The organism is Rhizobium sp. SYY.PMSO, from assembly GCF_046840415.1.
Classification (GTDB): domain Bacteria; phylum Pseudomonadota; class Alphaproteobacteria; order Rhizobiales; family Rhizobiaceae; genus Rhizobium.
On record NZ_CP177350.1, the window covers coordinates 1351940 to 1373342 of the forward strand.

The following is a 21403-nucleotide window of genomic DNA, read 5'->3' on the forward strand; positions in this document are numbered from 1 at the left end:
CGGCCTTTCTCATCGCAAATCTCGGTTGATCAAGCACAGTTTGTGACTTGATGCACTGATACATTAGTGCTTTAGTCCGGTCTTGCCAACTCCGCTTCGCCGGGTTGGATCAATCGGGAGGATGGGCCATCGGGCGCAAGGGCCTGCAAAGCAGGCAGACGGAGGCGACCCCGCGCAACAATGCTCACCTCGATGCAAATGCGAAAACAAGGCTCGACGATAATGAACAGCAGGAAAAAGCCGTCGGAACTGCGCAGCGCCAGATGGTTTGCGCCGGACGATCTCAGAAGCTCCGGGCATCGCTCGCGCGCCATGCAGATGGGCTATGCCCCTGAAGAGTGGGTGGACAAGCCGGTCATCGCCATTCTCAATACATGGTCCGACGCCAACCCGTGTCATGCCCATTTCAAGCACCGGGTCGAGGACGTGAAGCGCGGCATTCTGCAGGCCGGCGGCTTCCCCCTGGAACTGCCTGCGCTTTCGCTCTCGGAAAGCTATGTGAAGCCGACGACCATGCTCTATCGCAACATGCTGGCGATGGAGGCGGAGGAGCTTTTGCGCTCGCACCCGGTCGACGGCGCCGTGCTGATGGGCGGCTGCGACAAGACGACGCCCGGCCTCGTCATGGGCGCGCTTTCCATGGGCCTGCCGATGATCTACCTGCCGGCCGGCCCGATGCTGCGCGGCAATTATCGCGGCGAGTATCTGGGCTCGGGGTCCGATGCCTGGAAATTCTGGGACGAGCGTCGTGCCGGCACAATCACGGAGAAGGAATGGGTCGATGTCGAGGCCGGTATCGCTCGCTCCTACGGTCACTGTATGACCATGGGCACGGCGAGCACCATGACGGCGATCGCCGAGGCAATGGGCCTCACCTTGCCCGGCGCAAGCTCAATTCCCGCCCCCGACGCCAACCATATCCGCATGTCTTCGGCTGTCGGCAGGCGTATCGTCGAGATGGTCTGGGAAGATCTGGTGCCCTCCAGGATCGTCACGCAAGCCGCCGTCGACAATGCGGTGGCCGTGGCGATGGCAACGGGCTGTTCCACCAACGCCGTCGTGCATCTGATTGCGATGGCGCGGCGCGCCGGCATCAATCTTTCGCTCGACGATCTCGACAAGGCCGGGCGCACGACGCCGGTTCTCGCCAATATCAGGCCGACAGGCAAAGCCTATCTGATGGAGGATTTCTACTATGCTGGCGGCCTGCGGGCGCTGATGGCAAAGCTCTCCGCCAAGCTCGACCTCTCCACGCTCACCGTATCGGGCGTCACCCTCGGCGAAACGCTGGAGGGGGCGAAGTGCTACAATGACGACGTCATCCGCTCGCTCGACAATCCAGTCTATCACGAAGGCTCGCTGGCGGTGCTGAAGGGCAACCTTGCGCCGACGGGTGCCGTCATCAAACCCGCCGCTTGCGATCCGCGCTTCCACAAGCATCAGGGACCGGCGCTCGTGTTCGACAGCTACCCGGAGATGAAGGCGGCCGTCGACGATGAAAATCTCGACATCACGCCCGATCATGTCATGGTGCTGCGCGGCGCCGGCCCGCAGGGCGGCCCCGGCATGCCCGAATGGGGCATGCTGCCGATCCCGAAAGCGCTCCTCAAAAAGGGCCACAGGGATATGCTCCGCCTCTCCGATGCCCGCATGAGCGGCACGAGTTACGGCGCCTGCATCCTGCACGTCTCACCCGAATCCCACGTCGGCGGTCCGCTGGCGCTGCTGCGCAACGGCGACATCATCAGCCTCGATCTCGAAGCGCGCCGCATCGACATGCTGGTCGACGAGGACGAATTGCAGCGGCGGCGCGACGCCTGGGTCAAGCCGGCGGAAAAGTTCGGCCGCGGCTATGGCTGGATGTTTTCGCGTCATGTCGCGCAGGCCGATACCGGCTGCGATTTCGACTTTCTGGAGACCGATTTCGGCCCGACGCCGGGCGAGCCCGATATTTATTGATCGCAAAGGATAGATCGCATGAGCAACTACGTGCTGAGCACCGAAACGCGCAACAAGCTGATGGGCGTCGCCACGCCGACAATCGCCACGGCGCTTTTCCGGCGCGGCCTGCGCAACCAGTTCATCCAGGATGTGCGCCCGCTTTCGCCCAAGAAGGCGAACATGGTCGGTCAGGCCTTCACGCTCCGCTATATTCCGGCGCGCGAAGACCTGAACACGCTCGAAGTCTTCCGCAATCCGGAGCATCCGCAGCGCGCCGCCGTCGAGCAATGCCCGCCCGGCTTCGTCCTGGTCATGGATAGCCGCAAGGATGCGCGCGCCGCTTCCGCCGGCTCCATCCTCGTCTCGCGGCTGCAGGTGCGCGGCGTAGCCGGCGTCGTCACCGACGGCGGCTTCCGCGACAGCCCTGAAATCGCCGCCCTCGACATCCCCTCCTATCATCATCGCCCCTCCGCGCCGACCAACCTGACCCTGCATCAGGCCATCGAAATCAACGGCCCGATCGGCTGCGGCGATGTGGCGGTTTTCCCCGGCGACGTACTCGTCGGCGACAATGAGGGCGTCATCGTCATCCCCGCGCATCTGGCCGACGAAATTGCCGATGAGACGGTGGAAATGACGGCCTATGAGGATTTCGTCACCGAAGAGGTCATGAACGGCGCCACCATCATCGGCCTCTACCCGGCGACCAGCGACGCTCCGAAGCTGAAATTTGCCGAATGGCGGAAACGGAAGGGCCGTTGATCCGGTATTGCGATGCGCGGCCGGGAAGCTCCTCTAAGCGCTCCAAAAGCCCCCCAAAAAAAGGCTTGCCGGTCGCCGCGATAGGATTTCGGGTTTTTCAGCATTATGGACTGCCTTTCTGGAGGCAGCTGCAAAGGCAGGTTTCTCGGCCTATGTCGAGGAAGCCGCAAATGGTGAATTCGTCACCGTGACACGCCACGGCAAGCCCGCTGCCGTGATCGTGTCGGTGGAGGCTGCCAAGGTCGCCAGCAAGGCGCTGAAGACCCCCGGCCGAACTTCGGCGAATTTCTCATGACCTATCCCGGTCCTGCCGAACTGGAGCAAAATCCTTCCGCCATGCGGGAAATCGATTTTGAATAACGGCTTCCTTCTCGATACGACTATCATCAGCAAGTTTTCCCCTCGAAAAGGGGATGCGCAGCCTTCACAGCCGGGGTGGGGTCGACCGTGCCAAGCGGTTGAACGCATGGCTTGATTTCATGCTGGAATCATTCCGGGATCGTATCCTGAATATGGACCCCGTTGTCACGCGGATTGTCGGAGCGATAGGCGATGCGGCCAACGCCAAGGGACAGCATCCCGGCCTTGGCGATGTTGTCATAGCGGCAACCACTCGCATCTACGATCTTACGGTCGTCACCAAGAACATCAAGCATTTCCAACCTTTAGGCGTGAAAGTTGAACCTCCCGCCGACCAGGCGACAACACCATCACCCGTTTGCAGTTCCCGCAGCCTATTCCTCGCGCACCAGCTTGAGCACGAGCTGCTGAAGATTGCCGCCGTCGCTGAATTCGACCTTGTCGAAATCGACGTTCCGCTGCCGCTCTCTTTTGGAAATCTCGCCAAGCCGCTTGGTGAGCTCGACGCGGATCTTGCTGCATTTCGGATCATCGGGCACGGAGAAACCGACACTCATGGCCTCGATCTCCTTGACCATGTCCTTGATATAACCGCCATGCACCCGCTCATGGGCCTCGACGCCGGCAATGAATTTCTGCCAGCTTTTGCGGGTGGCGGGCGGCAATTGCCCCGAGGGCTTGGGCAAGGTGTAGGTGATGATCAGTTTTGGGATGTTGACGGTGATCGTGCAGGCGCCGTCCGCCTGCGGCTCGTATTTCCGGGTCCAGGTGAGCTTGAAATCGGTATGGGCGATCGCCCTCACCTTCGGTCCGAGCAGGGGACCCCGCTCGCCGATCGAATCGTAAAGCTCGGCGCCGGATCTGCCCGTGATTACGTAGGTCTTGATAGTTTCGACCGGCTGCCAATCGGCATGAGCGGCAGCAGGCGAAAAAACGATCCCCAACGCCATCATGCGCAATACAATATCTGATTTCACGAACGTCCCCATGCCCAGCCACTGTCAAGCGCGGCAAAGCTAACGAGTGCCGTCAGCCATTTCAATGAGAACCGGGGCAGAATGCCGAAGTCGATTGCAATACGTCTTCCGCATCCTGCCGCTCCATATCGAACACCCTTTTGCCGATGGCGAAGCTGAAGCCGTTGCGGGCAAAGGCGGACAGTTCCTTTGCCTTGCGCTTCTCATCGAGGTCGCCGCGCCTGAAAGGACCGAAGCCACGCTTTCTGGCAAAGATGACGGCGGAATGCAGATCATCGACCTCCCCCACCGCCGCGACGACGGTTTCGCCATCTATGCCCTTGGACGCCAGCCTGAAGGCGATGGCTTTCTTCGACTTGCCGGAGCGAACCGCCGAGCGTGTGCTGATCTCGGCATAGGCGACATCATCGAGCACTTTCAGCTCATAGGCGAATTTGACGGCGAAATCGGCCAGCGCCTTGATCTGCGCATCGCTGATATCCTCGAACTTTTGTTTCGCTTTTTTGGCGATCGCATCGGACAGCTGCTTCTCGGTCATCATCCGGCGTTCGAGGCGATAGATGGTGGAGTTGCGTGCCCAGGAGAGCATGCGGCTTGTCGGCGTTTCATCCATCAGGAAAGGCATTCGGCAAAAAGGGAATCATCACGGAGAGTTTTACGCGAGCCGCGATATCCAGGCAACGAATGCGCTTGGTAATCATGGGATGATTGGCTATGGTATGCCTGCGGCCGTGGCAATAAAATGCCGAGCGTCGAACCCCCATCGACGGTGGAGGCCGTCTCAAGCATCACATTGCTATGGATCACGGAGCCTGCGGCTTTCCCGACCGTTCTGCCGATCGGGCACCAGCGCTCCGTTCAGAGGAGGCAGGAATGGACTATCGCAAGCTCGGCCCAAGCGGGGCTGTCGTCACGGCCTATTGCCTTGGCACCATGACTTTCGGCGCGGAAGCCGACGAGGCCGCGTCGCACAAGCTTCTCGACGATTATTTCGCATGGGGCGGCAATTTCATCGATACCGCCGACGTCTACAGCGCAGGCAAATCGGAGGAGATCATCGGCCGCTGGCTGAAGTCCCGTCCGACCGAGGCTCGCCAGGCCGTCATCGCCACCAAGGGCCGTTTCCCGATGGGCAAGGGGCCGAACGACCTCGGCCTCTCGCGCCGGCATCTGGGGCAAGCGCTGGACGACTCGCTGCGCCGTCTCGGCATCGACCATATCGACCTCTATCAGATGCATGCCTGGGATGCCCTGACACCGATCGAGGAGACGCTACGGTTTCTCGACGATGCCGTGCGCGCCGGCAAGATCGGCTATTACGGCTTCTCCAACTATGTCGGCTGGCACATCGCCAAGGCCGTCGAGATCGCCAGGGCCCGCGGCTATACGCGGCCGGTCACGCTGCAGCCCCAGTACAATCTGCTCGTTCGCGACATCGAGCTCGAGATCGTCGATGCCTGCCAGGATGCCGGCATGGGCCTGCTTCCCTGGTCGCCGCTCGGCGGCGGCTGGCTGACGGGCAAATACAAGCGCGACCAAACGCCGACCGGCGCCACCCGGCTTGGCGAGAACCCCAATCGCGGCAGCGAGTCCTATGCGGCCCGCAATGCGCAGGAACGCACCTGGGGGATCATCGAGGCGGTCGACGAGATCGCCAAGGCTCGCGGCGTCAGCATGGCGCGGGTCGCGCTCGCCTGGACGGCAGCCCGCCCGGCTGTCACCTCGGTCATTCTCGGCGCAAGGACATCCGAGCAGCTTGCCGACAATCTGGGTGCGGCGGAGCTAAAGCTGACGGAGGCGGAGATGGACCGGCTGAACGAGATCAGCGCACCGCAGCCCGCAGCCTATCCGTACGGCGAAGGCGGCAGGAACCAGCGCCATCGCAAGATCGAAGGCGGGCGCTGAGACGCCTGGCGGCGGAGCAATTGCCTGCTCCGCCGCTCGCAACCCCTTCGTCCGGCAGCGGCCGGATGCATGGCCGCCGCATCAGACCAGCGGCGGATTGAGCCTGGCGAAGCCTTCCTGGCGCCGATAGGGAAAATAGGGATAGGGCGCCGTCAACTCGCTGACCTTGTCCAGCCTCTCGACCTGCTGCCTGGAAAGTGTCCAGCCGACAGCCCCGAGGTTCTGACGCAGCTGCTCTTCATTGCGCGCGCCGATGATGACGCTTGCGACCGTCGGCCGGTGCAGAAGCCAGTTGATCGCGATCTGCGGCACGCTCTTGCCGGTCTCGCCTGCAATTTCATCCAGCACATCGACAATATCGAACAGCTTTTCGTCTTCCACGGGCGGGCCGAAGGTTGCCGTCTCGTGCAACCGGCTTGTCTCCGGCAACGGCTGCCCGCGGCGGATCTTGCCGGTGAGCCTGCCCCATGCCAGCGGGCTCCAGACCAGCGCCCCGACATTCTGATCCGCGCCGAGCGGCATGAGTTCCCATTCGTAATCGCGGCCGGCAAGCGAATAGTAGACCTGATGAGCGATGGGACGCACGTAGGAATGCCTCTCGGCAACGGCGAGCGATTTCATCAATTCCCAGCCGGAGAAATTCGAGGCGCCGATATAGCGGATCTTGCCCGCCTGCACGAGGGCATCCAGTGTCGAGAGCGTTTCCTCGACCGGCGTCGAAGCGTCGAAAGCGTGCAGTTGCAGCAAATCGATGTAATCGGTGCCAAGGCGGCGCAAAGCGGCGTCGACCGATTTCATCAGCCGCGAGCGCGAAGCGCCCCAGTCTGCCGGACCGTCGCCCATGGGAAGAGCCGTCTTCGTCGAAATCAGCACGGCATCCCGCCTGCCGCGGATTGCCTGGCCGAGCACCTCCTCCGAGGCACCGGCCGAATAGACGTCGGCCGTGTCGAAGAGATTGACGCCCGCCTCCAGGCAGATGTCGACCAGACGCCGCGCTTCCGTCGCATCCGTCGAGCCCCAGGCGCTGAACAGCGGTCCGCTACCGCCAAACGTGCCGGCGCCGAAACCGAGCACGGGGACGCGCAGGCCGGAAGCACCGAGATTTCTGTATTCCATCGTCCGTCTCCTTGATGCAATCCCGGCATGTGACGGTTCGTCGGGACTTGCGTAAAACAACAGAATGAAGCGGTTCACAAAGTCACCCTCCCGAACCGCTCCGGGTTTTTCAGAGACATAGACCCATCAATAAGGATGATATAGATTGCCGTAGAGAAACTGATTTGTGATTTCAATTCATCATGAGCCGCCAGGAAATCAACCGATCCGGTGAAATGGAAGTTTTCGTGCGCGCAGTGGAGCTCGGCGGCTTTACCGCCGCGGCCACGGCCTGCCGCATGACGCCTTCCGCCGTCAGCAAGCTTGTCACGAGACTGGAAAAACGCCTCGGTGCCCGCCTCATCAACCGCTCGACAAGGCGGCTGCAGCTTACCCCCGAGGGCTGCGTCTTCTTCGAACGCAGCCTTGCCATTCTTGCCGATATCGCCGAGGCCGAACGCCATGCCTCGGCGGGAGAGCAGGTCGCCGGACATATCCGCATCAATACCAGCGGCTCCTTCGGCAATCATGTGTTGGCTCCGCTTGTTCCCGCCTTTATGGCGCTGCACCCGAACGTCTCGCTGGAAGTTTTCCATACGGATCGGATCGTCGATCTGATGGAAGAACGAGCCGATATCGCCATACGCGCCGGGCCGCTGAAAAGCTCCAGCCTGACGGCCCGCAAGCTCGGAGCGACCCGCAAGGTCATCGTCGCCTCGCCGGATTACCTGCGGCGGCACGGTTCGCCCCGCTCCGCCGCCGAACTGGAGAAGCATTGCCGCATCGGCTTTGCCTATTCCCGGGCGATCGAAGCTTGGCCACTGCGGATCGACGATGAGATTGCGACGATCCCCGCAATCCGCAGCCTGCAGGTGAGCGATGGTGAGGCCATGCGTCACCTCGCGCTCAATGGAGCGGGCCTTGCACGTCTCGCCGCCTTCACCGTCAAATCGGATATCGCGACCGGTCGTCTGCTGCCGGTGCTGGAAGAACTCAATCCAGGCGATGTCGAGGAATTCTACGCCGTCTACATCGGCCAGGGCGGTCCATTGCCTGCCCGCGTGCGCGCATTGCTGGAATTTTTGCGCGACAATGTAAGGCTATGAAAAAGCGATGCGGCCATTGGGGCCGCATCGCATCGTTCGCGGAACATCAGTCCTCCACGCCGCTCAGGCGGAAGGCTGCCGGGTCTTGCGCAGATAGGGCAATACCGTATCGAACGAGCCGAAACGGGTAATGGCGTCCTCGTTGGAGACGGCGGCGGTGATGATGACATCGTCGCCCTGCTGCCAGTTTGCCGGTGTCGCGACCTGATGCTTGGCCGTCAGCTGGATCGAATCGATCGCGCGGAGGATTTCGCCGAAGTTGCGGCCCGTCGTCATCGGATAGGTGAGGATCAGCTTGATCTTCTTGTCGGGACCGATGACGAAGACGGAGCGTACCGTGGCGTTGTCGGCAGGCGTACGGCCCTCGGAGCTTTCGCCGGCGCCCGCCGGCAGCATGTCATAGAGCTTGGCGACCTTGAGGTCCTTGTCGCCGATCAGCGGATAGTCGACGTCGAAACCGGTCGCCGTCTTGATATCGTTCTTCCACCGGCTGTGGCTTTCGACCGGATCGACGGAGATGCCGATGATCTTGACGCCGCGCTTGCGGAATTCGCCTTCAAGGCCTGCCATCGCGCCGAGTTCCGTCGTGCAGACCGGCGTAAAATTCTTCGGATGCGAGAAGAGGACGGCCCAGCCATCGCCGATCCAGTCATGGAACTGAATCTTGCCCTGCGTCGTCTCCGCCGCAAAATCCGGAGCGATGTCGTTGATACGCAAACTCATTGTCTTACCTCCTGAAAAATCCGACCGGGTCTCGCACCTGAAGGGGCGGCCGAAGGACGGGATCAAAAAATCCGCCGCACAATGGCGTCGAACGTTCGATATGAAAAGCCTTTCTTTTAAATGGGTGCTGCGATGGCGCTCGAAAACTCCCGCGCCCGCCGATGTCTCGCGCGCATCTTCAGGGTTTCCAGAAATCCATAGCCGCTCGGCCAGCGCCCGAAGCCGCTGGCGATGTTGATATGCCCCGCAAGGCCGATATTGCGGACATCGGAATTCCAGAGGCGCCCGAACAAGGTCAACCGGTCGAGCGTCATGTAAATATCGTTCAGGCTGCCGACAGTCATGCTGGGAAAAGGCAATGCTTCGGTCGGCATCGTGCCGAAGGATAGATGGCCCGTATGGAGGGTCTCGGTCACGGGAATATCGCAGGGCGCAACGAGCAGCGCGCCCTTGACCCTTCGCGCGGCCGGACGGCCGGCCAATCTCGCCGTCAGCACGCAGCCCAGGCTGTGGGCGACGATATAAGCCTCGCCTGCCTCTTCCAGCGCCTCCTCCAGCCTTTCCATCCAGCTGCCGAGATTGGGAAAATTCCAGTCATCCTGCTCGACAAGCCGGACATCGGGATGGTCACGCAGCCAGTAACGCTGCCAATGCCCTTCCCCGGAGCCGAAAAGGCCCGGTACAATCAGCACTCTGGTCATGGATGCCTCACACGAGCTGGCAAGCTCATCTCGCGATATGAAACCAACGACGCATCCTTTCAGTACCAGGGCGCCGGCGTGGAACACCAGTAATAGATCTCGTAGTCGCGGGCAGAGAGCTCCCGATCCCGCTCGGCGAACCCGGTCCGGTCAAGCGACAGGGTGGAAACGTCCAGCCTCTGCGATCTGGGAACAGCAAAAAACGCCTTCAGGCGGCCAATGACATTCCATTTCATGAAACCCTCCATTCCGCTGAGAAAAAATCCGGTGTGTGCGTGTCCCGGCGCCTGGGCGCGATGGTGTTTCAGCCCTTCATTCCGCAGCCGCCAGCACCGTCAGCGAATGGGGAAAGAAAGCGGCAAGCTCGCCGACGACCTCGTTGATCCGGTCGGCCAGCGGCTCGGACGAAACCTTGTAGTCCGTAAAATCCCGATCCGACGCATAGACGGCGGTCGGCAAGGTATGAGCCATGAAGAAGCCGAAGAGCGGCCGCAGCTGGTGCTCGACCATCAGCGCATGCCTGTCTCCACCGCCCGTTGCGGTGATGATGATCGGCTTGGCGCGCAGCTCATGCGGGTCGATAAGGTCGATCAGATGCTTGAACAGTCCGGGATAAGACCCCTTGAAGGTCGGCGAGCCGATGATGAGGGCATCGGATGACACGATTTCGTCAATCACCCCTTTTGCCTGATCGTCGAGCTCCTTGCGCCATTGCGCCGTCCCGAGAGAAGCACCGACATCCTGCAGGTCGTAGACCTTGCTTGCGAAGCCGTACCGCTCGCTTGCCAGACCTGCGACGGTCTGGACCAGCGCGTAGGTCTTCGATGGCCGGTTGAAGCTGCCGGCAATACCGACGAGTTTAGGCGCACTCATTCTCATCCCTTCCGAAGATCACATGCGTTTTCGATAATGCGAATATTGTCCATAAAAATAGTAGATTAAAAGGAACAACCATCTCCGCAGACGCCGGAAACGGAAAATCTCTTTCCTGCGATGCGACCTGAAGAGAGCGGCAGGAAACGCCATCCGGCATGGATCGGGAGGCGTGCCTTTGGAAGATCAGTTGCAAACCGCAGGCCGGGCGAGCGCCGCCGCGATGTTCGACGGGGTTTCGAAAAAGCGCGCATCCATTGAAAACATCTGGCTTGCCGATCAACCGCAAGAACATGCTAGTGTTGCTTGTGCCCGCCCTGTTGCCGCTGCTTGCCGCAGGATCTTTTTCCTTCCGTACGCGCAATCCGGACCGGCTGCGAAGCGCGTGCTAATTCTCCAGAAAAGGATTCTCCCATGTGGTTTCCCATCGTCGTGCGCATACCCTTCGCAATTGCCGGCATCGTTGCCGGATGGTTCTTTGCGGAAAGCACATTGCGATACGATGTGGTTCAGCTGGCCATTTCGCTTGTGATGCTGGCCGCTTCCATCGCCTGCGTGATCTATGCTCCGAGATTCCTGAAAGGTTCCGGCGCTCGAAAGGACAAGCTTTAACAGCGGCTCGCCCAGCTCAATGCTGCCGCAGCTTTCAGCGCCCGCTCTCGCAGGACCCTGGAGCGTGGCCTGCCGATCCGCCCGTATGGGACGAGCTTGTCAAGACCGGCGACCGTCCTTCCCGAACGCCACGCCAACCTCTCATCATGAATGTCATCTACCGTGATCCGTGAGGCGCCGAACCGCTCGAGCGTCCACAAACCCCGGCACGCGGCGTTTACACGGTCGTCCCTGTCATCTAGGGGTGGCTCAAACCACGAGCTCAAGGAATACGATCATGTTGATCAAGCAAAGCGACTATCATCGGATTTACAAGGTGATCAACAGCCTGCTGATCAACGAAAATGCCAATCCCGCCACGGCTTCTATGTATTTCAGCACATTCGGGGCATTCATCCTCGAACATCATTACAAGGTGGACGCAAAGCCGAAGGGTGGGCTTGCCGCCTACAATCTTGAAGGAAAACACATCCTTTTCGCAGATCACCGCGAGGATGGCTACGTCTCCGGCGCCGGGGAAAACTTTCATTGCTGGGTCGAGGCGGATGGTTGGGCAATCGACTTCATGGCGCCGGCATTCTCCGAAAGCGCGCCGGACCTGAAGTTGCCTTCGAAGATGTTTCAGCGCCCGCTTTCCGCCATGGCCCCGTCTATCAACGATCTCGGCCGGTCAGGAGATTTCTTCTATCTCCACGAGCCCGAAGCAATGAGCCGGCGTTTTGCAGACTGGCGCAGGCATCCGATGATCGGAGATCTCGCCACCGTCGCCACGAACTGGTTTCGGAAGTCCCCCAAGCAAATACCGGCATCAATCGCCGTTCGCGATCAGCATGGAAAGACCAGGACCGTACCGCTTGTCGGCAATGCCCTTGCCGGCGGATGGTGACATCCGGATATTCGGCCGGCACGAGCGCTCCGGTTTTGAACGGCGCTGATCGCGGCGGCCATGCGCCGGCTGCCGCGATAGCGGAGCGGACTCTCCAGATCAGGTCGCCATGATTGCCCTGAGCCAGATGCTGACGGCGATTGCCCCGCCGTCGGGATGTCCGACGGCCCGTTCGCCCAGATAGCTTGCGCGGCCAAGGCGCGGCTTCATCGATATGGTCGCCTCGGCACCCGCCATCCCGGCCTCGACCGCAGCCCGCCAGGCTGCGTCAGCCGAAAGCCCCTCGGCCACCTTATCCTTGAAAGTCTTTGCGGCGGGATACAGCGCGTCGACCATCGTCCGGTCGCCTTGCTTTGCTCCGCCGAGCTCCGAAACCGCCTGAACGGCCGCAACGAAGGCTTCGGCCAACTGCGCGGCCGTGGGCTGCTCCAGACCGGCAAGATGGCGAGAGGCGCGCATCAGCCCGGTGGCGTAGAAAGGCCCCGAGCTGCCGCCGATCGCCTTTCGCATGGCATTCGCCATGGCCATCAGCCCGCTTGAAACGTCACCGAAACTTTCCTTCGGAAGCGCCAGGAGGGCTTCGCTCCCTCGCGTCATGCTGGCACCCAGATCGCCGTCGCCGGTTATACTGTCGAGCTCCGTCAGTTGCGGTTCGGCAGCGATCAACGCCTTTGCGAGCATTTCGGTGGTTTGCCTCAGGCGCTCGCCGGCCATCGTCGTCTTTGCTCCGGATGGCGCGCCGTCCTCGGCCTCCTTCGTGGACGGAAGCACTCGGTTGCGGTTCACCGCGCCGCCCCGCGGCCAGGCGCTGGCATCTGTCGGCGCATCGATAAGCCCGAGCGCGGCATCATCGACGTGCATGATCGAGAGCGAAAAGCCCGGCATATCCAGCGCAGACAGGAAGGTCCCTGCCCAGGCCCTCTCGACCGCGATGCCCTTCTGCTCGAGAAATCCGATTGCCGAACGGGCAACGATCGAAAGCTCCATGGGCGGCGTCGACCCGAGGCCGTTGACCAGCAGCACGACGCGATCCCCGTTCCTGATCCTGCCGTCCGCCTCAATCGTTTCGAGGATCAGCGAGGTCAATCGATCAGCCGATGCGATCGGCATTCTGCGCACGCCTTGCTCGCCATGGATGCCGAGACCAACCTCGATCTCCCGTTCGCCGAGAAAGAATCCCGGCTTTCCGACGGAAGGAAGCGTGCAGGAACCCAGCGAAATTCCCATGGAAGACAGCTTATCGGCGGCAGATCGCGCAATCCGGGCAACGTCGGCGAGGGGGAGGCCCTGTTCCGCCGCCGCACCGGCGAGCTTGTGGACGAGCACGGTTCCGGCAATGCCTCGCCGCCGATCGGCGGAGACGGTATCCTTCAGCGCCACGTCGTCAGCGATCACGACAATCTCGACGGGGATACCCTCCGCTCGCGCGAGCTCCGCCGACAATCCGAAATTCAGGCGGTCTCCCGTATAGTTCTTGACGATCACCAATGCGCCCGCGGAACCCGCCGCCGCCTTGATACCCGCAAGCACCGCATCGGTGCTCGGCGACGTGAAAATGTCGCCGGCGACAGCTGCGGTCAGCATTCCGCTGCCGACATATCCGGCATGAGCCGGCTCATGGCCGCTGCCGCCGCCGGAAAGTACCGCGACTTTGCGTTGCCCGCTCTCGGGAAGACCAGACCGTATCACCACGTTTTCATCGGCAAGCAGGATTGCCGCCGGACTGAGCGCCACCACGCCTTCCAGCATGTCGCGGACGACGGTGGACGGATCGTTGATCAGCTTCTTCATACTTCTCTCCCTAAAGCGCTCATCGAGCATGTGCGAGAACGGAGCGGCCGCTCGTAACGTCGAAGACGTGGATGGTGTTCGTTCGATGAAAGACGATGGCGACGTCTCGCGCGGAAGGACCCTGCTCGATAATGTTTTCGCCCTCGATGCCGGTCGTGCCTGAGCAGAAGCCTTCCAGGGGCGCGTTCATCTGCATCGCCGTTATCACCATTGTCTTGCCGCAACCCGACGGTCCGGCGAAAACGACGAACTCCCCATCCTCGGTGATCAGGTCGAGATTGTCCACCGCGTTAAATGCGCCGAACGATTTGCCCAGATGTTCGATTGCAATTGTGGATACGAATTCCTCCCATGCGGTTTTCGACCAGTCGGCCGGATCGACCGCCTGTGTGACAATGCCGGATATACGAGGGCTTCGCTGCCTCGAAATTGCGCGGGTCCTTTGCGAAACGCCTGTCTCATCAACGATCGAAACCCTGATGCGGGTGATCCCGATATCGGCGCCGCATACGAGCGGTTCGTCTCTTCATGGAATTGCGAAACCACTCTATCTCTTCGGTTTGACACAATCGCGCGCGAAAAACCGCTGCGGACGTTTCCCGGAACTGCCCTGGTTTTCGATTTCTAGGCGGAAAGCGGATATGAGCTCGACTCCGCTTCGCATTGAGATCCTTCCCGAGGACCGTGCTGCACTTTCGATGCGATCATGCCAAGCAGCTGGCCGCGCCGGGAACGATCCCGTTATTCCCGAACCTGCGATCCCGCCATCAGATTTCCAGCCGGGATGCCAGATACTGCATCGTAAACATGTCGAGATGACCACCGCCGACATTCTTGTAGAGGGTGATCTGATCGGCGCACTCCCGGCCGGGATGGCGGCCGGAGCAGAGGTCGAAAAGGTCGGCGACGATATCCTTGCGCTCGATGATGCCGGCGGCAAGCGGCCCGGCGATATCGCCGGAGTTTTCGCTGTTGCTGCGGGTATCGACAAAGATGCGGCCGGCGCGACGCGCCGTGTCGTCATCGGCCTCGCGCATCTCGGGCATATAGGCGCCGATCAGGTCCACATGGGCGCCAGGCTTCAACAGTGCGCCACGCACCAGCGGCTCGGTCGCCATGGTTACGCATGATACGATATCGGCCTGAGGTAACGCATCTTCCAGCGCGGCGACGGCTGCAACCTCGCGACCGGAGCCAGCATAGCGGGTGGCGAGCGCCTGCGCCTTTTCCGGGTTGCGGTTCCAGATGAACACCTTGCGGATGCCAGGCCGCACGCTGGTATGGGCATCGATGACATGCGGGGCGAGGCCGCCGGCGCCGGCGACGAGGAGCACTTCCGCATCGGCGCGCGCCAGAATATCGGCTCCGAGCGCGGAATCGGCCGCCGTCTTCCGGAAGGTCAGCGCCGCACCGTCGCAGCTGGCAACCGGCACACCCGTCTTGCCGTCGAACAGCACGACAAGGCCCTGAACGGAGGGAACCGGGGGCTTAAGCGCGGCATTGCCGGGAAAGACGCCGACCATCTTGACGGCGATTGAGTCACCCGACGCCCAGGAAATCAGCGAAACGAACTTGTTGCCCTCGTTCGCGCTGTCGCTCAGCACCTTGACGTCGGTCTGCGGCATGCCGCCGTCTCGATGGGCGGCGCGCAGCGCCTCGACGAGACCCGGATAAGCGAGATGGCGATGGACTTCGCCCGCATCTAGATAGCGCATCGGAATTTCCTTTAGAGAACGCGCGACAGGAAGGCCCGCGTGCGTGCGTGCCGCGGATTGGAAAGCACCTCGCGCGGATCGCCGGCCTCGACGATCACGCCGCCGTCCATGAAGACGAGATGATCGGCGACATCGCGGGCAAAACTCATCTCATGGGTCACGACCACCATGGTCATGCCCTCTTCGGCGAGCTTGCGCATGACGGTCAATACTTCGCCGACGAGTTCCGGGTCGAGCGCCGAGGTGGGCTCGTCGAAGAGCATGAGTGCCGGCTGCATCGCAAGCGAGCGGGCGATCGCCACCCGCTGCTGCTGGCCGCCGGAAAGCTGCTTCGGATAATAATGTGCCCGTTCGCTGAGCCCGACCTTCTCGAGCAGCGCCATCGCTTCCTCCAGCGCCTGAGCCCGGCTCCTGCCCTTGACGATAACCGGGGCCTCGATGACGTTTTCGAGCGCCGTCATATGCGGAAAGAGATGGAAGCCCTGAAAGACCATGCCCATCTTCTGGCGCTGCATCGCAAGTTCGTTGAACGACATGCGATAGAGCCTGTCGCGCTTCCAGCGAAGCCCGACGGGCTCGCCTTCGAGATAGACGACGCCGGACGTCGGCACTTCCAGGAAATTCAGGCAGCGCAGAAGCGTGCTCTTGCCTGAGCCCGAAGGGCCGACGATGCATGTGACCTCACCGGCCCGAACGCTGAAATCGATGGAATTCAGCACCTGATGCGTACCGAAGCTCTTCGACAGACGCTCGACGTTGAGAAGCGGCATCATGGCATCACCTCGCCGCGGCGCAGGCCCCAGAACTTGCTCTTGAACAGCGACTTGAGCATCCCCCTCCAGTCGAGAGGGGCCTCGTCCTTTAGCGAGTGCTCGATATAATGCTCGATGACGGTGAGGATGGTGGCCAGTACGAGATACCAGAACGTGGCAACGATCAGCAGCGGAATGGTCTGATAAGTGCGCGAATAGATCATCTGTGCCGAATAGAGCAGGTCCGGCAGCGCCAGAACGCTGACCAGCGAGGTAAACTTCAGCATCGAGATCGTGTCGTTGCCGATCGGCGGGATGATGATGCGCAATGCCTGCGGCAGCACGATGCGGCGCAGGATCTGCGCCTGCGTCATGCCCAGCGTGGCGGCCGCCTCCGTCTGGCCGGCGCTGACGGCCTGGATGCCAGCGCGGATCATTTCAGCGGCATAGGCGCTCTCGGTGAAGGAGAGACCAAGCAGGGCGGCGCTGAGCGGCGTGATCAGCTGGTTTGTCTCGCCCGTCCAGAATTGCGGACCGAAGGGAATACCGATCGAGACCTCCGGAATGAGCAGGCCGAGATTGTACCAGAAGACAAGCTGCACCAGCGGCGGCACGCCGCGGAAAAACCAGATCCAGACCCAGCTCGCCGAGCGGAACACCGGGTTGCGCGACAGGCGCATGACGGCAACGATCGTGCCGATGACGAGGCCGAGGATCATCGACAGAAAAGTCAGCATCAGCGTCCGGCCGAGGCCGGCGATAATCTCGGTGCTGAACAGATATTGCCAGACGACGCCCCACTGCAAATTCTCATTGGTGACGAGCAGGTGCGAGAAGGCAAGCACCAGGATCAGCAGGATGGCGCCACCGATCCACCAGGACGGGTGGAAGACTTCCATTGGCTTGACCGAGTGGATGTCGGGTCGCCCGGCCGGCATCTTGTCGCGGGAGGGAGCCATGCTCGCCCTTTCTGTGGAATTGGCCCGGAGCCGGTATCCGGGCCGAATGACCGATCAGGGTTTCGGATTGTCCTTGGTCACGAGGACGGCCTTGTCGAGCATGCCTGCGCCGTCGACGCCCCACTTTGCCATGATTTTCTTGTAGGAACCATCATCGATCATGGCCTGCAGGGCGCCTTTCAGGGCCGGCCCCAGCGGATCGCCCTTGCGCACGCCGATGCCGTTGTAGACGGCATTGCTGACGAAGGGCGCCATGTCGAACTTGCCGGTCTGCTTGGCAAGATAGGCGAGCTTGGCAGAGCCGGCGGCGACGATCTCCACGCGCCCGGACGAGACGGCGAGTTCGGCGGCATTCTCCGTCGTGAACTGCTGCAGGTCGATCGGCTTCCGGCCAGCGCATTGTTCGGCGCTGACCTTGGTCAGGTACTGGAAGTCCCAGGCGCCGGTCAGCAACGCGACGCTGTGGCCGCAGAGATCCTTTTCCGCCGCGATCTTCAGCGGTTTCGCCTTCAGGAAGGCATAGCCGGTTCCTTCCTTGCGCTGCGGGATGAAATCGAGTGCCTGCAAACGTTCTTCCGTGACGCCGAAGGAGGAGAAGCCGGCGTCGTAGCGCTTGCTGGCAAGCCCCGGAATGATGACGTCGAAGCTGGTGCCCTCGAAGGTGAAGGGAACGCCGAGCCTTTCGGACATGGCCTTTGCCATGTCGACGCTCCAGCCCTTCAGCTCGCCGTTCTCGACGAATTCGTCCGGCGGCCAGTCGTTGAAGACGGCGACCTTGACGCCGCCGGATTGATAATTGGCGGGCAAGGCGTCGTGCAGGGCCTTGTCGGCGCCGGCGGCATGCGCGCTTGCGGAAAAGCCGACCATGGCGCCGGCAAGAAGTGCTGCACGCCAGGTTATCGTCTTCGATCTGTAGCTCATCTGCCTCATTCTCCCATTCCCCTGTTTTTTGGTTCGTTCGGTATCCGTGTCTGTCGGGTGGTATTGCCTTGCGCTTCGACGTGTGCGAACGTTCTCACATTATACGCATTGCTTTTTCTTTTTCGTCAAGGGAGAAATTCCGCGGGAAGAATGAAGCATGATGAGGGCAACCATGGCGGACCGGGGAACGGGCAAGATCACCATTGCCGATGTGGCGAAACGCGCCGGCGTCAGTACGGCGACCGCCGGCCGTGTGCTCGGCGGCTACGGCTATTCCCGGCAGGAAATCAAGGACAAGGTCCGTCAGGCGGCCGACGAGCTCGGATACCGGCCCAACCTGCTCGCGCGGGGCCTGATCACCGGCAAGACGAAGACAATCGGCGTCGTCGCCGGCGACATTCAGAGCCCCTTTTATGCCAGCATCCTGCGCGGTATCGCCGACGTCGCCCGCAATGCCGGCTTCGGTGTGCTGCTGACGAACAGCGACGAGCGGCTCGACCGCGAGCTGGAAGCAGTCCAGCTACTGCGCGAGAAACAGGTCGACGGGTTGATTATCGCCCCCTGCGATCCCGTCGCCTCACCGCATCTGCATGCGGCGATCCATGACGGTTGTCCCGTCGTGCTGATCGACCGCATCGTCGAGAAGCTCGACGCCGATTCGGTTGCCGTCGACAATCGCACCGCCTCGCGCGATGCGATCGGGCGGCTGATTGCCGCCGGGCATCGTCGCATCGGCCTCGTCGCCGAGCTCGAACGGTGGCAGCGCGGCGGCCTCGACCAGTTCATGGATGCACTGGAAAACGGCAGTATCGATCCCCTCGCCCTCTTCCCGAGCTGGCAGCGCCTCTACGGCTATCTCGAAGCACATCGCGATGCCGGCCTGCCTGTCGACCGCGCGCTGATCGGCCGCGTCGGCATCTATTCGGCCGACGCGGCACGGATGGAGACACGCCGCATGTTGCAGTTGCCCGAGCGGCCGACCGCGCTGTTTACCGCCGATGGCCTGATGTCGGCGGCGGCGATGGAGGTCATCACCACGCTCAACCTGCACGTTCCCACCGATCTGTCGCTGATCTGCTTTGACGATCTCGACTGGATGAGCTTCCTGAAGCCCGGCATCACCGCAGTCGTGCAGCCGCTCACCGAGATCGGCGAAACGGCCGCGCGGCTGATCCTAGCGCGCATCGAAGGCGAGGACGGCGAGCGCCGGCACCTTGCCGTGCAGCCCGCCTTTGCCGAACGCGGTTCGATAGCCGCGCCCGGACCGCTATAGGCCCGGATTGGCGGCGCGGATCGCATCGATATCGACGCCGAGCTCGATCGGCGTGCCGTGGCCGATAGCGCCGAAATAGCCGCAGGTGCGGGCCGCTTCGCTTGCCGCCGCCGCCATGAAGTCCGCCGGCGCCTCGCCGCTGACGAGACCGAACAGCGTCCGGGCAATGAAGGTGTCGCCTGCTCCGAGCGTATCGACCAGGTCTGCCCTCGCCGCCGCCGTCTCGTAGATGGCGTTGCGGCTTGCCAGCATCGCGCCCCGGCCGCCGCGCGTCACAAGGCACCAGGCGGCACCGGCTTCGATGACCTGACGGGCGAGCGCCAGCGCATGCTCGCGCGTGTCCTCCCTGGCCGAAACGGAGGCGAGAAAGCATAAGGGCGCGATCGCCGCGATCTTCCCGCCGGTATATTTGTCGGAGAAATCGTAGGACAGACGCTGATCCCTGGCGATGCGTGGCAAATGCGCGTCGAGCCCGCTCGACTGGCCGATATGCACGGCATCGAAGCCGGACACGAAGGCGAAGTCCGTCTCGGAAGGCGCAAACATCGATATGCCGAGGTCGAAGGTCACGAAGACGCGGTCGGCAGCGCGGTGGCCGATGACGCAATAGGCCGTCGGGCCATCGAGATGGCGCAGATGCGAAACGTCGACGCCCTCCGACGCCAGTGCCGCGTCGATGGCGCGGGCCGCCGCATCGCGGCCGATTGCGCCGACATAGGCCGAGGAAGCGCCGAATCTCCTGAGGAAAACCGAGACGTTAAGGCAACAGCCACCAGGGAACATAAGCCCCTGTGACAGGTAGCAATCGACAACGTTATCGCCCATGGCGACAATCTTGACCATTGGAAATCTTTCCGGTTGACAATATGTGAGAACGTTCGCACACTGAGGAAATCCTGTCAATCATCGCACAGAACGAGCCAATGAAGACCGAGATCAATCCCGATATCCGCGCAGCGCTGGACGCGATCGCGGACCGCCCCGTCAGCCATGTATTTCTCGTCGCCTGCGGCGGCTCGCTGTCGATCATGCATGCCGGCAAATATTTCATCGATCGCCATTCCGACGTGCTGACGAGCGACATCTACAATGGCGACGAGTTCGTCGCCCGCGATCCGCGCAAGCTCGGCCCGGACACGCTCGTCATTCTCTGCTCGCAGACAGGCACGACGAAGGAGACGGTGCGCGCGGCGGCTCATGCCCGCGCCAGGGGAGCCGCGACGATCGGCATGACGCTCGATGCCGGCTCGCCGCTCGCCAAGGCCGTCGATCATGTCGTCGCATACCAGGCGTCCTACACGACCGGCATCCCGATCGACGCGGCAGACAGCAATTACGGCGTGCTCTACATGATCCTCGCCGGGCTCATCGGCAACCGCGAAGTCACGACGAAGCTGCTATCGAGCCTTGGCAACCTGCAGCCGGCGATCGACAAGGCACATGTGCAATATGCCTCACGCTTTGCCCAGTTCGCCGAACGTTTTCGTGACAAGCCGGTCATATACACCGTAGCGAGCGGGGCCAACTACGGTGCGGCCTACTCCTTCGCCATCTGCGTCTTCATGGAGATGCTGTGGATCAACTCGCAGGCGATCCATGCCGACGAATTCTTCCACGGTCCGTTTGAGGTCGTGGACAGCGAGGCCAGCTTCGTTTGCATGATCGGCCTTGACGAAACCCGCAGGCTGGAAGAGCGCGCCAGGGACTTTCTCTATCGGTTCGGAGACAAGAACCAGGTTCTGGTGGTGGACGCCAGGGAGCTCGATCTCGCCGGCATCGACGAAGCCTTCCGCGGTTATCTCGTGCCCCTGATCTTTTTCGATGCGCTCTGGAAGTTCGCCTACCGGCTGGCTGAACAGCGGGGCAAGGTCATGCTCGAAGACCGCCGATACATGAAGAAGATTTCGGACTATTAGAGGTTTGCCGCGGCCCACCGTCAAGAAACGGCGGTGCGCAAATAACCGGAAGGGCGCGGTTGCAGCGCAACGCGGGCCTGCGGCATTGCAACCTCGCAATTTGTAAGTTACGGAAAGGCATCCACAAGGACCCGG

General features: G+C 61.8%; 23 protein-coding genes, 1 pseudogene and 1 other annotated feature (1 of these 25 only partly in view). Of the genes and pseudogenes, 9 read left to right on the top strand and 15 right to left on the bottom strand.

Going from position 1 to position 21403, the window contains the following annotated elements:
- Positions 1-222 precede the first annotated feature (222 nt).
- The 3 genes and pseudogenes from araD to ACJJVH_RS24535 all read left to right on the top strand — a co-directional run bounded on the left by araD (position 223) and on the right by ACJJVH_RS24535 (position 3063).
- Positions 223-1959, top strand: coding sequence for an L-arabinonate dehydratase (gene araD / locus ACJJVH_RS24525; protein ID WP_113383982.1), 1737 nt, complete (start codon positions 223-225; stop codon positions 1957-1959).
- An 18-nt stretch (positions 1960-1977) separates the two neighbouring features.
- Positions 1978-2703, top strand: coding sequence for a ribonuclease activity regulator RraA (locus tag ACJJVH_RS24530; RefSeq protein WP_113357663.1), 726 nt, complete (start codon positions 1978-1980; stop codon positions 2701-2703).
- Between the two features lie 85 nt (positions 2704-2788).
- Positions 2789-3063, top strand: a pseudogene (locus tag ACJJVH_RS24535) (type II toxin-antitoxin system Phd/YefM family antitoxin).
- Positions 3064-3191: 128 nt separating this feature from the next.
- On the opposite strand, the gene ACJJVH_RS24540 reads toward ACJJVH_RS24535, so the two are convergent.
- The 3 genes from ACJJVH_RS24540 to recX all read right to left on the bottom strand — a co-directional run bounded on the left by ACJJVH_RS24540 (position 3192) and on the right by recX (position 4656).
- Complete coding sequence (locus tag ACJJVH_RS24540) at positions 3192-3359, bottom strand: hypothetical protein (RefSeq protein WP_412065401.1); 168 nt, start codon at positions 3357-3359, stop codon at positions 3192-3194.
- 78 nt (positions 3360-3437) lie between these two features.
- Positions 3438-4013 (bottom strand): DUF922 domain-containing Zn-dependent protease, encoded by a 576-nt coding sequence (locus ACJJVH_RS24545; protein WP_412066216.1) that lies wholly within the window; start codon positions 4011-4013, stop codon positions 3438-3440.
- A gap of 88 nt (positions 4014-4101) precedes the next feature.
- Positions 4102-4656, bottom strand: coding sequence for a recombination regulator RecX (recX, locus tag ACJJVH_RS24550; RefSeq protein WP_412066217.1), 555 nt, complete (start codon positions 4654-4656; stop codon positions 4102-4104).
- 257 nt (positions 4657-4913) lie between these two features.
- On the opposite strand from recX, the gene ACJJVH_RS24555 reads away from it, so the two are divergent.
- Positions 4914-5945: an aldo/keto reductase gene (locus ACJJVH_RS24555; RefSeq protein ID WP_113392040.1), complete on the top strand. Its 1032-nt coding sequence runs from the start codon at positions 4914-4916 to the stop codon at positions 5943-5945.
- 81 nt (positions 5946-6026) lie between these two features.
- Here the strand turns inward: ACJJVH_RS24555 and ACJJVH_RS24560 are convergent, their stop codons facing one another.
- Positions 6027-7061, bottom strand: a complete 1035-nt coding sequence (locus tag ACJJVH_RS24560) for an aldo/keto reductase (RefSeq protein WP_412065402.1) — start codon at positions 7059-7061, stop codon at positions 6027-6029.
- Between the two features lie 182 nt (positions 7062-7243).
- Here ACJJVH_RS24560 and ACJJVH_RS24565 point away from each other — a divergent pair, with 182 nt between their 5' ends.
- A complete protein-coding gene (locus ACJJVH_RS24565) occupies positions 7244-8146 on the top strand; it encodes a LysR family transcriptional regulator (protein WP_113502541.1) in 903 nt (300 codons plus the stop codon).
- 63 nt (positions 8147-8209) lie between these two features.
- Here ACJJVH_RS24565 and ACJJVH_RS24570 read toward each other — a convergent pair whose 3' ends face one another.
- The 4 genes from ACJJVH_RS24570 to msuE form a co-directional block, all read right to left on the bottom strand.
- Complete coding sequence (locus ACJJVH_RS24570; RefSeq protein WP_113370757.1) at positions 8210-8869, bottom strand: peroxiredoxin; 660 nt, start codon at positions 8867-8869, stop codon at positions 8210-8212.
- Between the two features lie 116 nt (positions 8870-8985).
- On the bottom strand, positions 8986-9570 hold the full coding sequence (locus ACJJVH_RS24575) for an alpha/beta hydrolase (RefSeq protein ID WP_113370756.1): 585 nt from the start codon (positions 9568-9570) through the stop codon (positions 8986-8988).
- Positions 9571-9629: 59 nt separating this feature from the next.
- Positions 9630-9806 (bottom strand): hypothetical protein, encoded by a 177-nt coding sequence (locus ACJJVH_RS24580; protein ID WP_412065403.1) that lies wholly within the window; start codon positions 9804-9806, stop codon positions 9630-9632.
- Positions 9807-9882: 76 nt separating this feature from the next.
- The gene (msuE, locus tag ACJJVH_RS24585) at positions 9883-10443 is read right to left on the bottom strand and encodes an FMN reductase (RefSeq protein ID WP_112798337.1); all 561 of its coding nucleotides are present in this window, start codon (positions 10441-10443) and stop codon (positions 9883-9885) included.
- Positions 10444-10857: 414 nt separating this feature from the next.
- Here msuE and ACJJVH_RS24590 point away from each other — a divergent pair, with 414 nt between their 5' ends.
- Positions 10858-11055: a hypothetical protein gene (locus ACJJVH_RS24590; protein ID WP_113404310.1), complete on the top strand. Its 198-nt coding sequence runs from the start codon at positions 10858-10860 to the stop codon at positions 11053-11055.
- A 277-nt stretch (positions 11056-11332) separates the two neighbouring features.
- A complete protein-coding gene (locus ACJJVH_RS24595) occupies positions 11333-11941 on the top strand; it encodes a DUF2026 family protein (protein WP_412065404.1) in 609 nt (202 codons plus the stop codon).
- A gap of 99 nt (positions 11942-12040) precedes the next feature.
- On the opposite strand, the gene ACJJVH_RS24600 is transcribed toward ACJJVH_RS24595, so the two are convergent.
- The 6 genes from ACJJVH_RS24600 to ACJJVH_RS24625 all read right to left on the bottom strand — a co-directional run bounded on the left by ACJJVH_RS24600 (position 12041) and on the right by ACJJVH_RS24625 (position 18079).
- On the bottom strand, positions 12041-13732 hold the full coding sequence (locus ACJJVH_RS24600) for a dihydroxyacetone kinase family protein (protein WP_412065405.1): 1692 nt from the start codon (positions 13730-13732) through the stop codon (positions 12041-12043).
- A 19-nt stretch (positions 13733-13751) separates the two neighbouring features.
- Entirely contained in the window at positions 13752-14018 is a 267-nt protein-coding gene (locus ACJJVH_RS24605) for a hypothetical protein (RefSeq protein ID WP_412065406.1), read from the bottom strand.
- A 481-nt stretch (positions 14019-14499) separates the two neighbouring features.
- Complete coding sequence (locus ACJJVH_RS24610) at positions 14500-15447, bottom strand: ornithine cyclodeaminase (protein ID WP_412065407.1); 948 nt, start codon at positions 15445-15447, stop codon at positions 14500-14502.
- Positions 15448-15458: 11 nt separating this feature from the next.
- The gene (locus ACJJVH_RS24615) at positions 15459-16220 is read right to left on the bottom strand and encodes an amino acid ABC transporter ATP-binding protein (RefSeq protein ID WP_113434966.1); all 762 of its coding nucleotides are present in this window, start codon (positions 16218-16220) and stop codon (positions 15459-15461) included.
- The gene (locus tag ACJJVH_RS24620; protein ID WP_412065408.1) at positions 16217-17158 is read right to left on the bottom strand and encodes an amino acid ABC transporter permease; all 942 of its coding nucleotides are present in this window, start codon (positions 17156-17158) and stop codon (positions 16217-16219) included. The genes ACJJVH_RS24615 and ACJJVH_RS24620 overlap by 4 nt, the downstream gene beginning before the upstream one ends.
- Positions 17159-17212: 54 nt before the next feature.
- Positions 17213-18079, bottom strand: coding sequence for an ABC transporter substrate-binding protein (locus tag ACJJVH_RS24625; protein ID WP_112798350.1), 867 nt, complete (start codon positions 18077-18079; stop codon positions 17213-17215).
- 160 nt (positions 18080-18239) lie between these two features.
- Between ACJJVH_RS24625 and ACJJVH_RS24630 the strand changes: the two genes are divergently transcribed.
- Entirely contained in the window at positions 18240-19352 is a 1113-nt protein-coding gene (locus tag ACJJVH_RS24630) for a LacI family DNA-binding transcriptional regulator (RefSeq protein WP_412066218.1), read from the top strand.
- On the opposite strand, the gene ACJJVH_RS24635 is transcribed toward ACJJVH_RS24630, so the two are convergent.
- Complete coding sequence (locus ACJJVH_RS24635) at positions 19347-20195, bottom strand: PfkB family carbohydrate kinase (protein WP_113392031.1); 849 nt, start codon at positions 20193-20195, stop codon at positions 19347-19349. The genes ACJJVH_RS24630 and ACJJVH_RS24635 overlap by 6 nt on opposite strands.
- A gap of 80 nt (positions 20196-20275) precedes the next feature.
- On the opposite strand from ACJJVH_RS24635, the gene ACJJVH_RS24640 reads away from it, so the two are divergent.
- The gene (locus ACJJVH_RS24640; protein WP_113357675.1) at positions 20276-21268 is read left to right on the top strand and encodes an SIS domain-containing protein; all 993 of its coding nucleotides are present in this window, start codon (positions 20276-20278) and stop codon (positions 21266-21268) included.
- A 124-nt stretch (positions 21269-21392) separates the two neighbouring features.
- Positions 21393-21403, top strand: a sequence feature (sul1 is cis-regulatory element that is thought to sense ions involved in sulfur or methionine metabolism; They are found in Alphaproteobacteria); it runs 45 nt beyond the window's last position.

Excerpts from the sequence above, each read along its gene's own strand:
- araD (WP_113383982.1), top strand. The coding sequence starts at position 223 with ATGAACAGCAGGAAAAAGCCGTCGGAACTGCGCAGCGCCAGATGGTTT.
- ACJJVH_RS24530 (WP_113357663.1), top strand. The coding sequence starts at position 1,978 with ATGAGCAACTACGTGCTGAGCACCGAAACGCGCAACAAGCTGATGGGC.
- ACJJVH_RS24540 (WP_412065401.1), bottom strand. The coding sequence starts at position 3,359 with ATGCTTGATGTTCTTGGTGACGACCGTAAGATCGTAGATGCGAGTGGT.
- ACJJVH_RS24545 (WP_412066216.1), bottom strand. The coding sequence starts at position 4,013 with ATGGCGTTGGGGATCGTTTTTTCGCCTGCTGCCGCTCATGCCGATTGG.
- ACJJVH_RS24555 (WP_113392040.1), top strand. The coding sequence starts at position 4,914 with ATGGACTATCGCAAGCTCGGCCCAAGCGGGGCTGTCGTCACGGCCTAT.
- ACJJVH_RS24560 (WP_412065402.1), bottom strand. The coding sequence starts at position 7,061 with ATGGAATACAGAAATCTCGGTGCTTCCGGCCTGCGCGTCCCCGTGCTC.
- ACJJVH_RS24565 (WP_113502541.1), top strand. The coding sequence starts at position 7,244 with ATGAGCCGCCAGGAAATCAACCGATCCGGTGAAATGGAAGTTTTCGTG.
- ACJJVH_RS24570 (WP_113370757.1), bottom strand. The coding sequence starts at position 8,869 with ATGAGTTTGCGTATCAACGACATCGCTCCGGATTTTGCGGCGGAGACG.
- ACJJVH_RS24575 (WP_113370756.1), bottom strand. The coding sequence starts at position 9,570 with ATGACCAGAGTGCTGATTGTACCGGGCCTTTTCGGCTCCGGGGAAGGG.
- ACJJVH_RS24580 (WP_412065403.1), bottom strand. The coding sequence starts at position 9,806 with ATGAAATGGAATGTCATTGGCCGCCTGAAGGCGTTTTTTGCTGTTCCC.
- msuE (WP_112798337.1), bottom strand. The coding sequence starts at position 10,443 with ATGAGTGCGCCTAAACTCGTCGGTATTGCCGGCAGCTTCAACCGGCCA.
- ACJJVH_RS24590 (WP_113404310.1), top strand. The coding sequence starts at position 10,858 with ATGTGGTTTCCCATCGTCGTGCGCATACCCTTCGCAATTGCCGGCATC.
- ACJJVH_RS24595 (WP_412065404.1), top strand. The coding sequence starts at position 11,333 with ATGTTGATCAAGCAAAGCGACTATCATCGGATTTACAAGGTGATCAAC.
- ACJJVH_RS24600 (WP_412065405.1), bottom strand. The coding sequence starts at position 13,732 with ATGAAGAAGCTGATCAACGATCCGTCCACCGTCGTCCGCGACATGCTG.
- ACJJVH_RS24610 (WP_412065407.1), bottom strand. The coding sequence starts at position 15,447 with ATGCGCTATCTAGATGCGGGCGAAGTCCATCGCCATCTCGCTTATCCG.
- ACJJVH_RS24615 (WP_113434966.1), bottom strand. The coding sequence starts at position 16,220 with ATGATGCCGCTTCTCAACGTCGAGCGTCTGTCGAAGAGCTTCGGTACG.
- ACJJVH_RS24620 (WP_412065408.1), bottom strand. The coding sequence starts at position 17,158 with ATGGCTCCCTCCCGCGACAAGATGCCGGCCGGGCGACCCGACATCCAC.
- ACJJVH_RS24625 (WP_112798350.1), bottom strand. The coding sequence starts at position 18,079 with ATGAGCTACAGATCGAAGACGATAACCTGGCGTGCAGCACTTCTTGCC.
- ACJJVH_RS24630 (WP_412066218.1), top strand. The coding sequence starts at position 18,240 with ATGAGGGCAACCATGGCGGACCGGGGAACGGGCAAGATCACCATTGCC.
- ACJJVH_RS24635 (WP_113392031.1), bottom strand. The coding sequence starts at position 20,195 with ATGGTCAAGATTGTCGCCATGGGCGATAACGTTGTCGATTGCTACCTG.
- ACJJVH_RS24640 (WP_113357675.1), top strand. The coding sequence starts at position 20,276 with ATGAAGACCGAGATCAATCCCGATATCCGCGCAGCGCTGGACGCGATC.